The sequence below is a fragment of the Euzebyales bacterium genome, from assembly GCA_035461305.1.
In the GTDB taxonomy this organism is placed as follows: domain Bacteria; phylum Actinomycetota; class Nitriliruptoria; order Euzebyales; family JAHELV01; genus JAHELV01.
The window spans coordinates 1-14878 of sequence record DATHVN010000050.1 but is presented as its reverse complement, the minus strand read 5'-3'; the positions used below and the strand labels follow the sequence as shown (position 1 = coordinate 14878).

General features: G+C 72.3%; 20 protein-coding genes and 1 tRNA gene. 9 read left to right on the top strand and 12 right to left on the bottom strand.

All coding sequences use genetic code 11. The annotated features are described in order from the left end of the window. Window positions 1-11 precede the first annotated feature (11 nt). The 5 genes from allB (at window position 12) to VK923_04625 (ending at window position 5633) form a co-directional block, all read left to right on the top strand. Entirely contained in the window at window positions 12-1370 is a 1359-nt protein-coding gene (gene allB, locus VK923_04645) for an allantoinase AllB (protein ID HSJ43956.1), read from the top strand. Next, on the top strand, window positions 1367-2902 hold the full coding sequence (alc, locus tag VK923_04640) for an allantoicase (protein HSJ43955.1): 1536 nt from the start codon (window positions 1367-1369) through the stop codon (window positions 2900-2902). The genes allB and alc overlap by 4 nt, the downstream gene beginning before the upstream one ends. After that, on the top strand, window positions 2899-3240 hold the full coding sequence (gene uraH, locus VK923_04635; protein ID HSJ43954.1) for a hydroxyisourate hydrolase: 342 nt from the start codon (window positions 2899-2901) through the stop codon (window positions 3238-3240). The genes alc and uraH overlap by 4 nt, the downstream gene beginning before the upstream one ends. 41 nt (window positions 3241-3281) lie before the next feature. After that, entirely contained in the window at window positions 3282-4556 is a 1275-nt protein-coding gene (locus VK923_04630; protein HSJ43953.1) for a hypothetical protein, read from the top strand. A 201-nt stretch (window positions 4557-4757) separates the two neighbouring features. After that, a complete protein-coding gene (locus VK923_04625; protein ID HSJ43952.1) occupies window positions 4758-5633 on the top strand; it encodes a cyclase family protein in 876 nt (291 codons plus the stop codon). A gap of 49 nt (window positions 5634-5682) precedes the next feature. On the opposite strand, the gene VK923_04620 is transcribed toward VK923_04625, so the two are convergent. Further along, window positions 5683-6480, bottom strand: coding sequence for an SDR family NAD(P)-dependent oxidoreductase (locus tag VK923_04620; protein ID HSJ43951.1), 798 nt, complete (start codon window positions 6478-6480; stop codon window positions 5683-5685). Between the two features lie 153 nt (window positions 6481-6633). Here VK923_04620 and VK923_04615 point away from each other — a divergent pair, with 153 nt between their 5' ends. Together VK923_04615 and VK923_04610 are read left to right on the top strand one after the other, a co-directional pair. Next, the gene (locus VK923_04615) at window positions 6634-7203 is read left to right on the top strand and encodes a DUF2203 domain-containing protein (protein HSJ43950.1); all 570 of its coding nucleotides are present in this window, start codon (window positions 6634-6636) and stop codon (window positions 7201-7203) included. A 211-nt stretch (window positions 7204-7414) separates the two neighbouring features. Then, entirely contained in the window at window positions 7415-7648 is a 234-nt protein-coding gene (locus VK923_04610; protein ID HSJ43949.1) for a peptidoglycan-binding domain-containing protein, read from the top strand. Here the strand turns inward: VK923_04610 and VK923_04605 are convergent. The 10 genes from VK923_04605 to VK923_04560 form a co-directional block, all read right to left on the bottom strand. Next, on the bottom strand, window positions 7641-8036 hold the full coding sequence (locus VK923_04605; GenBank protein HSJ43948.1) for a cupin domain-containing protein: 396 nt from the start codon (window positions 8034-8036) through the stop codon (window positions 7641-7643). The two genes, VK923_04610 and VK923_04605, sit on opposite strands and share 8 nt — an antisense overlap. 167 nt (window positions 8037-8203) lie before the next feature. Continuing rightward, window positions 8204-8413 carry a cold-shock protein gene (locus VK923_04600; GenBank protein HSJ43947.1) on the bottom strand — a complete coding sequence of 70 codons (210 nt, stop codon included), beginning with the start codon at window positions 8411-8413 and terminating at the stop codon, window positions 8204-8206. Window positions 8414-8493: 80 nt separating this feature from the next. Next, window positions 8494-9462, bottom strand: coding sequence for an alpha/beta hydrolase (locus tag VK923_04595; GenBank protein HSJ43946.1), 969 nt, complete (start codon window positions 9460-9462; stop codon window positions 8494-8496). Window positions 9463-9537: 75 nt separating this feature from the next. Continuing rightward, window positions 9538-10137 carry a response regulator transcription factor gene (locus tag VK923_04590; protein HSJ43945.1) on the bottom strand — a complete coding sequence of 200 codons (600 nt, stop codon included), beginning with the start codon at window positions 10135-10137 and terminating at the stop codon, window positions 9538-9540. Window positions 10138-10212: 75 nt separating this feature from the next. Continuing rightward, window positions 10213-10518, bottom strand: coding sequence for a sensor histidine kinase (locus VK923_04585; protein ID HSJ43944.1), 306 nt, complete (start codon window positions 10516-10518; stop codon window positions 10213-10215). After that, window positions 10496-11743 (bottom strand): HAMP domain-containing protein, encoded by a 1248-nt coding sequence (locus VK923_04580; GenBank protein HSJ43943.1) that lies wholly within the window; start codon window positions 11741-11743, stop codon window positions 10496-10498. The genes VK923_04585 and VK923_04580 overlap by 23 nt, the downstream gene beginning before the upstream one ends. Continuing rightward, entirely contained in the window at window positions 11730-12134 is a 405-nt protein-coding gene (locus tag VK923_04575; GenBank protein HSJ43942.1) for a hypothetical protein, read from the bottom strand. The genes VK923_04580 and VK923_04575 overlap by 14 nt, the downstream gene beginning before the upstream one ends. An 88-nt stretch (window positions 12135-12222) precedes the next feature. After that, window positions 12223-12387: a hypothetical protein gene (locus VK923_04570; GenBank protein ID HSJ43941.1), complete on the bottom strand. Its 165-nt coding sequence runs from the start codon at window positions 12385-12387 to the stop codon at window positions 12223-12225. Beyond that, window positions 12369-13100 carry a protein kinase gene (locus VK923_04565; protein HSJ43940.1) on the bottom strand — a complete coding sequence of 244 codons (732 nt, stop codon included), beginning with the start codon at window positions 13098-13100 and terminating at the stop codon, window positions 12369-12371. The genes VK923_04570 and VK923_04565 overlap by 19 nt, the downstream gene beginning before the upstream one ends. A 71-nt stretch (window positions 13101-13171) precedes the next feature. After that, window positions 13172-13513, bottom strand: a complete 342-nt coding sequence (locus tag VK923_04560; GenBank protein HSJ43939.1) for a hypothetical protein — start codon at window positions 13511-13513, stop codon at window positions 13172-13174. Between the two features lie 156 nt (window positions 13514-13669). Here VK923_04560 and VK923_04555 point away from each other — a divergent pair, with 156 nt between their 5' ends. Continuing rightward, a complete protein-coding gene (locus tag VK923_04555) occupies window positions 13670-14242 on the top strand; it encodes a peroxiredoxin (protein HSJ43938.1) in 573 nt (190 codons plus the stop codon). A 2-nt stretch (window positions 14243-14244) separates the two neighbouring features. Here the strand turns inward: VK923_04555 and VK923_04550 are convergent, their stop codons facing one another. Next, window positions 14245-14598, bottom strand: a complete 354-nt coding sequence (locus VK923_04550; GenBank protein HSJ43937.1) for a cupin domain-containing protein — start codon at window positions 14596-14598, stop codon at window positions 14245-14247. A 108-nt stretch (window positions 14599-14706) separates the two neighbouring features. On the opposite strand from VK923_04550, the gene VK923_04545 reads away from it, so the two are divergent. Beyond that, window positions 14707-14780, top strand: a tRNA-Thr gene (locus VK923_04545). Window positions 14781-14878: the final 98 nt, after the last annotated feature.

Genomic DNA, 14878 nt, shown 5'->3' with positions numbered 1-14878 from the left:
GGGTGCCTGCGATGACAGCCACCCTGCTGACGATCCGCGGTGAGCGGGTCGTCAGACCCGACGGGACGCGGCCAGCGGCGGTACACGTCAGAAACGGCACGATCGTCGCGGTCACAGACCGCGACGCCGCGCCCACGGGCGACGTGGTTGACGCGGGTGACCTGGTCGTGGGGCCGGGACTGGTGGACGTCCACGTGCACGTCAACGAACCGGGCCGGACCGAGTGGGAGGGGTTCGCGACCGCCACGCGGGCCGCGGCCGCGGGCGGCGTGACGACGGTGCTGGACATGCCGCTCAACAGCGTGCCGTCGACCGTGACCGTGGGGGCGCTGGAGGCCAAGCGCGCGGCGGCCGAGGGCACGTGCCACGTGGACGTGGGGTTCTGGGGCGGGATCGTACCGGGCAACGCCGCCGACCTGGCTGCCCTGCACGACGCCGGGGTCTTCGGGTTCAAGGCGTTCCTGGCCGACTCGGGCGTCGACGAGTTCGAGCGCGTCACTCCGCGACAGCTCGAACAGGCGATGCAACGCCTGGCCGACCTGGATGCGCTGACCCTGGTCCACGCCGAGGACGACGAGGTGCTCGCCCACGCGGCGTACGTGCTCGACCAGGGCGATCGCCGCGCACATGCGACCTGGCTGGCGTCCCGACCAGACGACGCCGAGGTCCGGGCGGTCACGACCGTCGGACGGCTGGCGGCCGGGACCGGCGCGCGCGCCCACGTCCTGCACCTGTCGTCGGCCGACGCGCTCGCACCACTGCACCACGCAGCGCGGGCCGGGGCGCGCCTGACCGCCGAGACCTGCCCCCACTACCTGGCGCTGACCGCCGAGGACGTGCCCGACGGCGCGACCGCGTTCAAGTGCGCGCCACCGATCCGCGAGGCGGCCAACCGCGACCGGCTGTGGACCGCGCTCGCCGACGGGACCCTGACACTGGTCGCCAGCGACCACTCACCCACGACCCCGGAGCGCAAGCTGCTCGACACCGGCGACATCGCGCGGGCGTGGGGCGGCATCGCGTCGCTGCAGCTGGGCCTGGCCGTGGTGTGGACGCACGCGCGGTCCCGCGGGCACATCCCCGACGATGTGGTCCACTGGATGAGCGCGGCACCGGCGCGGCTGGTGGGCCTGCAGCACAAGGGCGCGCTCGCACCCGGGTTCGACGCCGACGTCGTGGCCTGGGATCCCGAGCACACGTGGGTCGTCGACGGCGCGGCCCTGGAGCACCGCCACCCGGTGACCCCCTACGACGGCGCGCAGCTGCAGGGTCGTGTGGTGACCACGTGGGTGCGGGGACACATGGTTTACGACCGTGGTGCGGTGACCGGACCGCCGCGGGGACGACTGCTGCGCAGGGAGGCACGGTGAGGACGTGGATCGATCTGGCCGATCGCCGGCTCGGCGGCCTGGTGCTGGACGCCAGCGACGAGTGGTTCGCGCCGAAGGAGCACCTGCTCGATACCGGGCCGCCCGCGTTCGATCCCACGCGCTACGGGACGCGCGGCAAGCAGATGGACGGCTGGGAGACCCGCCGGCACTCCCCCACCGGTGATGACTGGGCGGTCGTCCGCCTCGGCGCGCCCGGCGTCGTGCGCAGGGTGATCGTCGACACCACCCACTTCCGCGGCAACGCGCCGGCACGGTGGGCGCTGGACGGCCACACGGCCGCCACGCCGGTGCTCGACGACGCGCGGGGGATCTCGTGGGTGCCGCTGGTCGACTGGACCGACCTCCGGGCCGACCACATCAACCACCTCGACGTCAGGGCCGGTCCGCGGGTCACCCATGTCCGCCTGCGCATCGCTCCCGACGGCGGTGTCGCCCGTCTGCGGGTGCTCGGCGACGCCGTAACCGACCTGCGGCTCGCCGCCGACCGCCATGGTGCGCTCGACCTGGCAGCGGTCGTCAACGGCGGCGCCGTCGAGGCGGTCAGCGAGGAGTTTTTCTCCCCGGCCCACCGGATCCTGCAGGTCGGCGATGCCCGCGACATGAGCGACGGCTGGGAGACCCGCCGCCGGCGTGACGACGGCCACGACTGGGTCGTCGTGCGGTTGGCCACCGTCGGCCTGGTCGACCGGGTGGAGGTCGACACGACGCACTTCCTGGGCAACCACCCGCAGTCGTGCGCACTCGACGCGTGCCACCGTCCCGCCGCGAGTGGCGAACAGCTCGCGATCGCCGCCGACATCTGGCACGAGGTGGTGCCGACGTCGCCGCTGGGACCCCACGCGCGCCACGTGTTCGACATCGCCGAGCCCCGGGCCGCGTCGCACGTGCGACTGCGCATCCACCCCGACGGGGGCGTCGCACGGCTGCGCGTGCTCGGCCGCGTCACCGACGACGGCTGGCGCCGCGCCGGGGTCCGATGGCTCGACGCAGCGACCCTCGGCGGTGCGCGCGACGCGCTGACCCACTGCTGCGCCTCGTCGCGGTGGGTCGAGCAGATGCTGGCGCGGCGGCCGTTGGGCGGGTTCGACGACCTGTGCGCGACCGCCGATGAGGCGTGGTGGAAGCTCGATCCCGACGACTGGCGCGAGGCGTTCGCGGCCCATCCGCGCATCGGCGACCGCTCCGGTCCAGCGCACACGCGCGACGAGCAGTCCGGGACCGCCGGGGCGGACCCCGAGGTGCTCCACGCGCTCGCCGAGGGCAACCACACCTACGAGCAGCGGTTCGGCCACGTGTTCCTGATCGACGCCTCGGGCCGGCCCGCCGATGAGATGCTCGCCGAGCTGCAGGAGCGGCTGGGCAACGACCCCGCCACCGAGCTGGAGGTGGCCGCCGAGCAGCAGCGCCGGATCACGCGCCGCCGGCTCGACGCGATGACGCGCCCCGAACGGAGGACGGCAATGAGCAGCGCAGCGCACCCCGCGACGGGCATCGGCCGGTGGTCGCGGTGAGCGTGTCGACCCACGTGCTCGACACCGCGCGCGGTCGTCCCGCCGAGGGCCTGAGGATCCTGTGCGAGACTGCGAACACCGAGGGCGGCTGGGACCGGGTCGGTGCGGCCACGACCGACGACGACGGCCGGGCGCCCGATCTGATCCCCGACGACACCGTGATCGACGCCGGCGTCTACCGGATGACGTTCGAGACCGGCGACTGGTTCGCGCAGCGTGGGGTGCCGGCGTTCTACCCACGGGTGCGCGTCGAATTCGAGATCACCGACGCCGGTCAGCACCACCATGTCCCACTGCTGCTCAGCCCGTTCGGCTACAGCACCTACCGCGGGAGCTGACCGATGCCATCACGCGCAGAGATCCGGCTCTGGAGGGGGCCGTGACCCTGCGCACCACGCTCGGACCGGGAGCGGTCGACGACCTGGTCGCGGTCGTCGAGGCCACGCTCGATGCGCACGCGGCGCGGCGCAGGTGGGGAGCGTGGTCGGGCCGCCAGCCCGTGCACACAGTGTACGTGCCGGCCGACCGGGTCGACGGCGGCACGGTCACGGCGTGGGGCCGGGAGGCGGTCCGCCTGCTCGACGCCCACGCGGCGGATCCCGCCGACCTCGCAGGCACGGTCGGCATCGATCCCGGCATCGCCGGACAGGTGCGAGACCGTGTCGCCATGAAGCTGTCCAGCGAACCGGTCGAGGACCTGCGCATCGACTTCGAGGACGGCTACGGTGTCCGCGACGACGCCGAGGAGGACGCGGACGCCGCGCGGGCCGCGGGGGTCGCGGCAGCGCGGGACGGACCCGCGTTCATCGGGCTGCGGGTCAAGTCGTTCGCCGACGGCCACCACCGGCGGGCGATCCGCACCCTCGACGGCTTCGTCACGGACGTGCTCGACGCCACCGGGGGCACCCTGCCCGACGGGCTCGTCGTCACGCTCCCCAAGGTGGTCGCCGTCGCGCACGTCGAGGCGTTCGCGGGCCTGCTCGGACGGCTCGAACGGGCGCTGGGCCTGCCCGAACGACGGCTGGTGTTCGAGATCCAGGTCGAGACGCCCGAGTCGGTCATCGGTCACGCCGGCCGGGTGGCGCTGCCGGCGCTGGTCGACGCCGCCGGTGGACGTCTGGTCGGTGCCCATTTCGGCGTGTTCGACTACACCGCGGCGTGCGGGCTGCCGGGCGACCAACAGCGCCTGGACCACCCGGCGTGCGACTTCGCGCGCCACGTCATGCAGGTCACGCTGGCCGGGACCGGGATCAGGCTGTCGGACGGGTCGACGAACCGCGCGCCGTCCGACGTCACCGGCGAGGCCGTGCACGCGGTGTGGTCGCACCACGCCGCCCTGGTGCGCCACAGCCTCGTCCACGGCTTCTACCAGGGCTGGGACATGCACCCGTCGCACCTGGTCAGCCGGTTCGCGACGGTGCACGCGTTCCACCTGGCCCACCTCGACGACACGATCGCGCGGCTCGCGGCGTGGTCGGCGACGCGCGACGGCGCCACAGGCGGAGGGGACGGCGGCGTCGTCGACGAACCCGCCACGATCCGCGCCCTCCTCGCGTCGCTGCGGCGTGCGGTCGACTGCGGGGCAGCCGAGGCCGACGACGCCTACCCCGCCGCGGGCATCGACCCCGCTGCGGGGAGCGACGTCAACGCATAGCGCAGGTTGGCTCCCCAGCGCCGCCGGACCGGCGCGCGGTGCGGAGGCGTACGGCCGTATGTGGGCGGGTGACTCCCGGAGCGGCCATGCCACGTCGTTCGTCCTCCAGGATCGTGCCACCCGCGCCAGCGCCGAGGGTATGCGCACCGCCGTGTCGCCGCTGTAGGTTCACTGCGACCAACGACGCCAGGGGGCCCACCGATGTGCCTGCGTGAGACGACCGCGTCCGCACCGCACCAGCACCACCAGACGATCACCGCCGATGCCCAACCACTCGACCGCCGGGCGTTCCTCCGCGCCGGGGGCGTGGCTGCCGCCGGCGCTGCCGTGACGACCGTCGGGGCGGTCACGCCAGCAGCGGGATCGGACGGCGGACTCCGACGTGGGCACGGTGGTCGACGTGATGTCGTCGACCTGACGCACCGGTTCACAACCGACTTCCCGACCTTCACCGGCGTCCAGCCGACCCGCCAGACCGCGACGACGATCGCCGCCGATGGCTTCTACTCCCAGAACTGGACGTTCGCCGAGCACACCGCGACGCACGTCGACGCTCCGGGGCACTTCGCCGCGGGCATGCCGCTGGTCGACGAACTGGAACCCGACGACCTGGTCGCGCCGCTGGTCGTGATCGACATCCGCCGGCGTGCGCGCCGCGCCCCGAACGCAGAGGTGACCGTCGACGACCTGCGCCGCCACGAGCGCGGGCACGGCCGCATCCCGCGCGGGGCGCTGGTGTGCATGTGGTCGGGCTGGGCGCGCAAGGCCGACGACCCAGCGGCGTTCCTCGGTGGGCCCGCGTTTCCGGACTACAACTTCCCGGGCTTCGGCATCGAGGCGGCCATGTGGCTCGCCGACCGGCGCGACATCGCCGCCATCGGCGTCGACACCACCAGCCTGGACCCCGGCAACTCGACGACCTTCGCGGTCCACAGCGAGTTCCTGGCGACCGGGCGCTACGGCGTCGAGAACCTCACCAACCTCGGCCGGGTGCGCCACCGCCCCTGGCGTGCCGTGGTCGGCGTCGTGCCGTGGGAGGACGGCTCGGGCGGTCCGTGCCGCGTCCTCGCACTCTAGCAGCCACCAGGGATCGCGTCCCTCCACCGTGCGTGACCGCCGGCGGCCGTCACCACGGCAGTGGCCTGCCGTCGCGGAAGAAGCCGCCCGTCGGGCCGTCGTCGGACAGATCGACCGCCCACATGACCGACGCCGCGCCGTCGGCGACCGGGCGGCCGCCCCGCCCGCCCATGTCGGTCGCGGTCCACCCCGGGCACACGGCGTTGACCAGCACCCCGTCGGAGCGCAGTTCGTCGGCCAGCACGCGGGTGAGGGCGTTGAGCGCCGCCTTGCTGACCGAGTAGGCGGGCGTGCCGCCGCCCATCGACGCAAGCGACCCGCTCTGGCTCGAGACGTTGACGATCCTGGGATGCGTGCTGCGCCGCAACAGCGGCAGGAACGCCTGGATCACCCGCCATGCACCCAGCAGGTTGGTCTGCAGCGCCTCCTCGACGATCCGCAGGTCGGCGTCGACGCCACGCTGGTGGGTATCGTAGTGGATCGCGGCGTTGTTGATCAGCACGTCCAGGCGGCCGTGGGCGTTGGTGACGTGCCTGGCGGCGCGGTTGATGCCGGCCGGGTCGGCGACGTCGAGCGGCACGATCTCGCAGCGACCGGCACCGTCGGCGAGCGCGGTCGCGACCTCGCGGGACTGGACGACGTTACGTGCGCCCAACAGCGCGGTGTCGCCGGCCGCGACGACCTGGCGGACGACCTCACGGCCGATGCCACGGTTGCCGCCGGTCACCAACACGATCCGCACCATGTGGGAGCTCCCCTCGGCTCGACCCACCCGCTGCGCACCGTACAGGGCTAGGTCGCTGGACACGAACGTGCCAGCGCGCACCGTGGCCACCCGGACGGCCATCGCAGAAGCTTCGTCCCGTCGTGACGCCGTCGACACGCTCCGGTCAACGGTCTGCCCAAGCCGGACCGACCAGTGCGGCGAAGACACGACGCGGGCCATGCGCATGACGCGCGCAACTGCGCGCGGCCCGATGACGCGGGGAGTCACCGACCGATGAGCGGCTACCTGACCGACGAACGAACCGACATCTACGAGGGCGTGGACGCCGCCCACCACCGGCCTGTGGCCTTGGACCACCCGCGGCTGACCACACCCGCGGCCACTGTCAGCGCCGGACGACACCGCAGGTCGAGTGCGTCCCGCCAGGCGTGCGGAACCGGCATCGGGCGACGGCACCCGGTCACGCCGACATACTGGTTGGTCGTGGAGCGCCTGTTCACCGTCGACGAGGCACGTGCCGTGCTGGCCGATGCCGAGCAGTCGATCGCGGCGTTCATCGACCTGCGTGCCGAGTTCGCCGAGCTGCGGTGGGCGCTCGAGCACGAACGCGCGTCCGCGGCCGGCGGCATCGCCGAGCTGAAGGCGCTCGAGGCACGCCTGGACACGTACCTCAGCCCCTTCCGCGACCAGGGCGTGCAGGTCAAGGGCTTCGCGCCGCTGCTGCTGGACTTCCCGGCGACCCGCGACGGGCAGTCGGTGCTGCTGTGCTGGCTGGAGGGAGAACCCGAGCTCGCCTGGTGGCACCCCGTGGACCTCGGACTGATGGGGCGCCGCCGACTCTGATGTACGCGGTATCACGCGTGCGTGCGTCGCCTCTGTGCAGCAGTGACGGGCGGTGCGGGGCCATCCAGCACGACGAGGAACTGGCGGTCGACGGCATCGTCGGCCCTCTGACGTGGGTGGCACTGGTGTCCGGCATGCTCGCCGGGTAGCGGACGACAGGACGACACGACACTGCGACGGCCCTGTCGACCGTGGCGATGGAGGTCGCACCGTGACACAACCCCAGTCGCGCCGGGATCCCGCGGGAGGGCCGTCCGGGATCTGCAGGGGGCCCCTCACCCGGCTCGGCTTCGATCCCGGGCCCGTGGACGGCATCGTCGGGGCGAGGACGGAGGCCGCCGTCAAGCAGTTGCAGCGTCAGGCCGACCTCGTCGTCGACGACATCGTCGGACCGAAGGCGTGGGCGGTCGTCAACGCGCCCGAGGACGAGGGCGGCGTCAGCTGAGCGCGGTGCGGTAGGCGTCGTCGTCGACCGGTCCATGCCACACCGTGCCGCCAGTGGCGGTGACCGCGAGGTGCACGAACGTCTCGTCGGGGACCGCACCGTGCCAGTGGGCGACGCCGGGGCTGACGTGCACCCAGTCCCCCGGTCCGAGCGTCTCGGCGACGTCGAGGCCCTCCCACATGATCAGGCCGCGACCGCACAGCACGACCAGCGCCTGCTCACCTTCGTGGACGTGCCAGTTGGACCGGTGGCCCGGCGCGTAGGTGAACCGGTTGCTGCGCAGCCCACCGGTCGACGTCGTCAGGATGTCGGCACGCCACACCTGCGAGGTCCACTTGGCGGGATCCGCTGCGCGTGCCGTCACCTGTGCCGCCCGGACGATGTGCATGCTGCTCCCCTCGTCGACCGCTTCACCGTAGCGGCCTCGCGAGCCGGCGTGGGCAGGGACCGACGGTCGTGCGGCCGGACAGCGGAGAACCCCGCCGGAGCGGGGCTCTCGTGTGCTTTCGGGCGGCCCGACGCGTGGGCCGGACCGCACGTCCTGTGGTCGCGGCGCTACAAGGCCTGGACGTCGCTGGCCTGCGGGCCCTTCTGGCCCTCGGTGACGGTGAAGCTCACGCGCTGGCCGTCGTCGAGGCTCTTGTAGCCCGAGCCCACGATCGAGGAGAAGTGCACGAACAGGTCATTGCCGCCGTCCTCGGGGCTGATGAACCCGTAGCCCTTGTCGGCGTTGAACCACTTGACGGTACCTTCTGGCATGCTCATTCCAATCGAGAACGCACGCATGCCGGGTTACTCCGTTTGAGAAATTTGATGCCCGACGTGGGGCGCGCGTGACCACCACGCTAGCGGTTGCGGCGCGACCTCGTGCGCACCATCCACAGCCGCCGGGTCAGCGTCCGCCGTCGGGGGTCCGCCGGCAGCGCGTCGATGAACCCGGTCACGACGTCGATGAAGTGATCGAACCGGTCGGCCGGGATGGCGTGCCCGCTGTCGGCGAAGTGGACGTGCCGGCCATGGCGCCAGTGCGCGGTGAGCGGGGCGACGTCGGCATCGATGTCCGCGCCCGGCAGTATCGGCCCGGCGGTCAGCAGGAGGATCGGGCAGGCGATCGCCGCGATGACCTCCGGCGAGGCGGCCAGCGGTGGCGCGTCGGGATCGAGGTGGCGGTACAGGCCCAGGTCGAACCGCGACTGGCCTTCGACGTAGCTGACGTAGTCGGCCTCGTGCCAGTCGACCTCGCCGCCGGGTGGCAGCGTGTCCAGGCCCGTCACCATCCGCTCGGCGTGCGGCTGCGTGCCCAGCGCGCACAGGCTGTCGAAGAGCGCCGCCATCCAGCGTGGCGGATCATCCACCTCGAATGCCGCCGGCGGCATCGGACGCAGAGCCGGGTCGGCCAGCACCACCCCCCGCACCTCCTCCTGTGCCGCGAGGCGGCCCGCGACGTCGGCGCCCATGGAGTGGCCGACCAGGACGGGGCGGTGCACCCCGGCCGCTGCGAGGACCGTGCGGACGTCATCGACGAGTGTCGTCGCGTCCACGGTGCCGCGCACACGTCCCGACCGTCCGTGACCACGCAGGTCGGGCATGACCACGCGGTGCCGTCCCTCGAGCGCCTGTGCCGTGCGCTGCCAGCTGAGGCCGTCGACCTGCACGCCGTGCAGCAGGACGACCGGCGGGCCGTCACGGCCCGTGTCCGTCCAGTGCAGGTGGCTGCCGTCGGCGGCGGTCGTCGATCCTGTCGTCCACCACTCGGGCACGAGCTCGGCGAGCGGACGGAACTGCGCCACGGTCTCGGGTCGCAGCGTCGGCATGTGACGTTCCTCCAGGGGGTCTGGCAGGGCATCGTGCAACGGGCCCGCTGACCGACTACTCGCAGACGAGGCAGGCTACACGTCGCCCCGCTGAACGTCGATCAGGCGGTAACCCATCCCGCGGACGGTGGCGATGCGGTCACGTCCGACCTTGCGGCGCAGGTAGCCGACGTACACGTCGACGACGTTGGACTCCGGGTCGTAGTCGTAGCCCCAGACGTTGCTCAGCAGCTGCTCGCGCGACAGCACCTGGCCCGGGTGCCGAAAGAACACCTCGGCCAGCGCATACTCCCTGGCGGTCAGCTCGAAGGTCTCGTCGTCGCGGACGATCTGGCGGCTGCGCATGTCGAGCTCGATGTCACCGCAGCGCAGCACGGTCGAGTCGCCGGTCCGGTCGTCCCGCAGGCACACCCGGATGCGCGCGAGCAGCTCGTCGAACGCGAACGGCTTGGACAGGTAGTCGTCGGCACCCGCGTCGAGCGCCGCAACGGTGTCGGCGACCTCGTCCCTGGCGGTCAGCACGATCACCGGCAACCGTGTCGCGAACCGCCGCAGCGAGGTGAGCACGTCGAGCCCGTCGATGTCGGGCAGGCCGAGGTCCAGCAGGACCAGGTCGGGCTCGCTGGCACGTGCCCTGCTGAGCGCCTCGACGCCCGTAGGTGACGCTGGCGCTATGGCCCTGCGCGCCGAGGCCCTTGACCAGGAACGATGCGATGCGCGCCTCGTCCTCGACCACCAGGATCCGTGCCATCACGCGTCCCCGTGCCAGTCGCCGCCGGCGTCGCGGGGGTCACGGGCGACCGCGATGGTGACCAGCGCGCCACCGCCCGCGGCGTGGCGGGCGCTGGCGCTGCCGCCGTGGGCCTCGGCGATGGCTCGCACGATCGCCAGCCCAAGGCCGGTCCCGTCACTGCGCTCACCGAAGAACCGGTCGAACAGCCGCTCCGGGTCGGTCCCGCCGAACCCTGGGCCGGCGTCGCGGACAGAAAGCCGCGCTTCGCTACCGCGCAGCACCGCGTCGAGCGTGATCGGCTCACCCTCGCCAGTGTGGTCCACAGCGTTCTGCGCCAGCTGGATGACCGCCTGGGTCAGGCGCTGGCGGTCGGCGACGATCACGCCCTCGTCGGTGCGCCCGAGCCCCCACGACCTGTCGGCCGATGCGCTCGGCCTTGCGGAGGATCTCACCGACGAGCTCGGACACGTCGACGGGAGCAAGCTCCAGGAAGTCCGGCTGCTCCGCCCGCGCGAGCACCACGAGGTCGTCGACCAGGCGGCGCATCCGCTCGAGCTCGTCGACTACCAGCGCGACCGTCTCACGGCGCTCCTGCGGGTCGTCACCGAACACCTCGAGGTGACCACGCACGATCGTGATGGGCGTGCGCAGCTCGTGGCCGACGTCGTTGAGGAACTGGCGCTGGCTGGCGAAGGCGCCCTGCAGTCTGTCGAGCATCGCGTTGAACGTCCGGCCCAGGCGGGCGACGTCATCGTCGCCTTCGACCTCGATCCGCTGCGTCAGGTCGCGGTCGCTGATCGCCTGGGCGGTCTCGGTGAGCCGGCGGATCGGCGCCAGGATGCGCCCCGCCCCGAACCAGGCGATGCCGGCGGCGAGCAGGATGGCGATCACGCCGACGACGCTCATCGTCGTCACGACCTGGGCGATCTCGCGGCGCTCGACGTCGCCGTAGATGGCCACCACGAAGACGCCGCGCTGCTGCCCGACCTCCTGGAGCGGCACCGCGAGGTAGTCGACGACCCCGACCCCGGACGTGAAGCGGTCCCGCTCCGGCGCGTCGATCGCCGCCCAGCGCCGCTCGACGTCGGGCGGCGGCCGGTAGCCGACCGGCAGCGGCTCCGGACGGTGGGGCGCACCGTCGACGTAGAAGAACACGCGCTCCTGGCGGTAGGCGACGTTGCGCAGCACGTACAGATCGAAGATGCGCTCGACGTCGCCGGCGAACGGCTCGCCGGTGGCGGGGTCGTCGCCCGCGGCCAGCCGACGCAGCTCCTCGACCTCCTGGCGTAGCTCGGCGTCGATGCGCGCCTCGAGGCGGCCGAGCAGGACCTGCCGCCCCACGAGCACCGACCCGACGACGGCGATCGCCACGACCGCCACGAACCACGCGAGGACGCGGGTCCTTGCGTCGCCGGCGAGACGGGACCGCAGGGACCCCAGCGACCGCCGCGGGGGCCGCCCGGCCCGCGGCGGCTGGTCGGCGGCGGTGTCCGACGTCGGGACGGCCCGCGGCGACGACTCGACCCGATGGGCGTCAGTCGTCGTCATCGTCCTCGTCGTCGAGTCCGTCATCGTCGTCGCCACCGGCGTGGTCGGCGTCATCGTCCGCGACGCCGCCTCCACCGGTGGCCGGCACGTCCACCCGCCGCCCGCGCAGGTCCGCGCGCCTGGAGGTGCGTCCGTCGTCATCGGCGTCGTCGAGCCTGCCGTCGCTGTCGTCCGCGCCATCATCGTCGTTCGCAACGTCGTCGTCCACGGACGACGGTGGCGCCGGGTCAGGGGTCACGGTCGGCCCGATGGTGGGCATCGACCGCAGCTCGATCGGCTGCGGTGGCACGGTCGACCCGAAGCTGAACCCACGCGGCAGGAACCAGAGCCCGGCGACCATCCCCAGCACGATCGTCATGATGAGCAGCAGGCGGTAGATCTGTGCACTCATGGCACCTACGGTCGCGTCCCGTCGTGTCACAGCGATGAGACGGACATGAGAGTTCTCTCATGTTCGCCCGGAAGCGGTCCTGTTGCCGTCAGCGGCGGCCGGCACCGACCAGGCGGGGGCGCAACCGGCTGAGCACGGGACGCCGAGGAATCGCGGCCAGCAGCGGCTCGACCGCGTCGACCAGTTCGGCCGCCTCGGGACGCGCCGCCGGATCGCGGTCGAGGCACGCGAAGATCACCTCGACCAGCGGCATCGGCGTGTCCGGCGGCAGCATGCCCGGTCCGTCGACGGTCTGGGGGTAGCCGTCGACGTCGGGCCAGGCGCGGCGGCCGGCGACCGCCTCGAACAGCGTGGCACCGAGCCCCAGATGTCGGCCGGCGGGCCGACCGGCACTGCCGGTGTCGGCCGGCACTGCTCGGGTGCCATGTAGGCGTCGGTGCCGACGGGGTGGTCGAGCTGTGCCGCCCGCGCGGTCGTGTGCGCCACGCTGAGGTCGATCAGCCTCGGCGGCGCGCCCATGATGATGTTGCGCGGCTTGATGTCGAGGTGGACCAGGCCCTCGCGGCGCAGGTAGTGCAGGGCGGAGCCCAGCTGCACCGCGAGTGGCACCAGCTGCGCCAGCGGCAGCGGGCCGTGGCGTCGCAGCAGGCTCGACAGCGCCGGGCCCTCCAGGTGCTCGAGCAACAGGTGGGGCCACGGCCCGTCGCGACGCACGCCGAAGTCGCGGACGATGACGGGGTGGCGCACCGACGCGACGAGCTGTGCCTCGGCGGTGAGCCCGCGCCGCGCGCGGCGGTCATCACGCCGGTCGGCGCGCAGCACCTTGGCGACCACCTGTGTCAGGAGGTGGTCGTCAAAGGCCAGATAGGTCTGGTAGCGCTCGCCGCGCCCCAGCGGCTCGACGACGCGGCGGCCGGGGGCGATCTCGTCGCCGGGGGCGAGGTCCCAGCTGTCACTGTGCGACATGCACGTCCTCCTCGAATGGACCGGTGGGTGCCGGCCCGACGGGACAAGCCCGGCACCCACGGACCGGGGGCTCAGCCGGTGCGGTCGCGGGAGCGGTCCCGGCTGCGCGAGCGGTCAGGCGTGTTGTGGTCGCCGGTGCGGTCACGCGAGCGGTCGCGTGAGTAGGAGCGATCGCGGGTGGTCATGTCGCAGGAGCGGTCCCGGCTGCGCGAGCGGTCTTTGCTCCTCGATGCCTTCGACTTCGAGTTCGTGTCGCCATCGTCGGCTGCGGAGACCAGGACGACGCCGTCCTCGTCCTCGCGAAGTGTCGCGACCTCGTCGGTCGCGGTCGCGGTCCCTGACGAGGTCAGCCATGTGACACCGGTCACGGCGATTGCTGCCACCAGCAGGGTGATGGCGAGTCGAGCGATCATCTTCGAACCTCCGGTTGGTTGAACGTGACCCAAGGATCGGTCGCGCGCATTGCGCGACCATGAGACGCCCATGAGAGTCCTCTCAAGGGTCTGGCGCGGGTGCATCTCGGCGCGTCGGCCCTGTTGCCGCGACCGACGTCGTGCGATCGTTGGGCCATGACGCACGATCCGTTGCAGCTCCCGGCCGACCTGCCGCGCCCGGTCGACGACGGCGCGGCCGATCACCTTCGCGGTCGATGGCTGCCGTCGGTTGAGGTCCTCGCGACAGACGGGACCATGGTCGACCTGTCCGCGGTGTCGTCGGCGTGGACGGTCGTCTACATCTACCCGCGGACCGGCGTGCCGGGCGTCGACCCACCCATCGGCTGGGACGACATCCCGGGCGCGCGCGGCTGCACGCCGCAGTCGTGCAGCTTCCGGGACGAGCACGCCGAGTTCGCTGGCCTCGGCGCGGCCGTGTACGGTCTGAGCACCCAGTCCCACGACCAGCAGGTCCAGTTCAGCCGCCGGCAGCACCTGCCGTTCCTGCTGCTCAGCGACCCCGAACAGGTCATGGGAGAGGCGTTGCGGCTGCCGACGTTCGAGGCCGACGGCATCGTCGCCTACAAGCGGATGACGCTCATCGTCCGCGACGGCGCTATCGTCCACGTGCGCTACCCCGTGTTCCCGCCGGATCGAGACGCCGACGAGGTCCTGGCTTGGCTGCGGGACGCGACAGCCGTCGACTGACGTCAACCGTCGCCGAGCGGCTCCACGTCGAACGGGCCGTCGAAGATGATCACGAACAGGCACGACCCGTCATCGGCCGGAGCATGGTGCATCGGTTCGCCTGCCGGGAAGTGGCAGTAGCTGCCGGGGCCAATCTTCACGCCGTTGACGGCGAGGCGTCCCTCGAGGACCACGATGGTGTGGGCGGCCGAGTGACGGTGCCGCTGGGCCGCCAGTCCGGCGGGATAGCGGACGACGTAGTGCTCCGCGCCCGAGAGTGGATCCTGGTGGAGGAGCCGCACGCCGATCGGGCGGTCGTAGATCACGTGCCGGGAGCTGTCGAGCTCGACCGCGTGCAGATCGTCGATGGTGATCATTCGCAGCGCTCCTCCGTCCGTGAGCGATCCGACCCGCGCCCGCCCACGCCCGGTCTGGTCTCCGGTTCGCATGGGCATCATTCCGTACACTGGGGGCGCCGACTCCCCGCCGGGATAGCTCAGTAGGTCAGAGCAACGCTCTTGTAAAGCGAAGGTCGCCGGTTCGAATCCGGCTCCCGGCTCTGCGTTTCCGCTGGTGAGAGCGATTTTGTGGCCTCGTCGTGACGTTCCTGCTCGGCGGCAGGCCACGGATCGACGACACTGGACTGCGTAGGGTCGT

Coding starts and splice junctions, on each gene's coding strand:
- VK923_04555 (HSJ43938.1), top strand. CDS start 13,670: ATGACGCACGATCCGTTGCAGCTCCCGGCCGACCTGCCGCGCCCGGTC.
- VK923_04605 (HSJ43948.1), bottom strand. CDS start 8,036: ATGCACATCGTCCGGGCGGCACAGGTGACGGCACGCGCAGCGGATCCC.
- allB (HSJ43956.1), top strand. CDS start 12: ATGACAGCCACCCTGCTGACGATCCGCGGTGAGCGGGTCGTCAGACCC.
- VK923_04550 (HSJ43937.1), bottom strand. CDS start 14,598: ATGATCACCATCGACGATCTGCACGCGGTCGAGCTCGACAGCTCCCGG.
- VK923_04575 (HSJ43942.1), bottom strand. CDS start 12,134: ATGAGTGCACAGATCTACCGCCTGCTGCTCATCATGACGATCGTGCTG.
- VK923_04620 (HSJ43951.1), bottom strand. CDS start 6,480: ATGGCCGTCCGGGTGGCCACGGTGCGCGCTGGCACGTTCGTGTCCAGC.
- VK923_04625 (HSJ43952.1), top strand. CDS start 4,758: ATGTGCCTGCGTGAGACGACCGCGTCCGCACCGCACCAGCACCACCAG.
- VK923_04615 (HSJ43950.1), top strand. CDS start 6,634: ATGAGCGGCTACCTGACCGACGAACGAACCGACATCTACGAGGGCGTG.
- VK923_04565 (HSJ43940.1), bottom strand. CDS start 13,100: ATGTCGCACAGTGACAGCTGGGACCTCGCCCCCGGCGACGAGATCGCC.
- VK923_04595 (HSJ43946.1), bottom strand. CDS start 9,462: ATGCCGACGCTGCGACCCGAGACCGTGGCGCAGTTCCGTCCGCTCGCC.
- VK923_04580 (HSJ43943.1), bottom strand. CDS start 11,743: ATGACGACGACTGACGCCCATCGGGTCGAGTCGTCGCCGCGGGCCGTC.
- VK923_04600 (HSJ43947.1), bottom strand. CDS start 8,413: ATGAGCATGCCAGAAGGTACCGTCAAGTGGTTCAACGCCGACAAGGGC.
- VK923_04560 (HSJ43939.1), bottom strand. CDS start 13,513: ATGATCGCTCGACTCGCCATCACCCTGCTGGTGGCAGCAATCGCCGTG.
- VK923_04570 (HSJ43941.1), bottom strand. CDS start 12,387: ATGCCGCTGGTCGAGGTGATCTTCGCGTGCCTCGACCGCGATCCGGCG.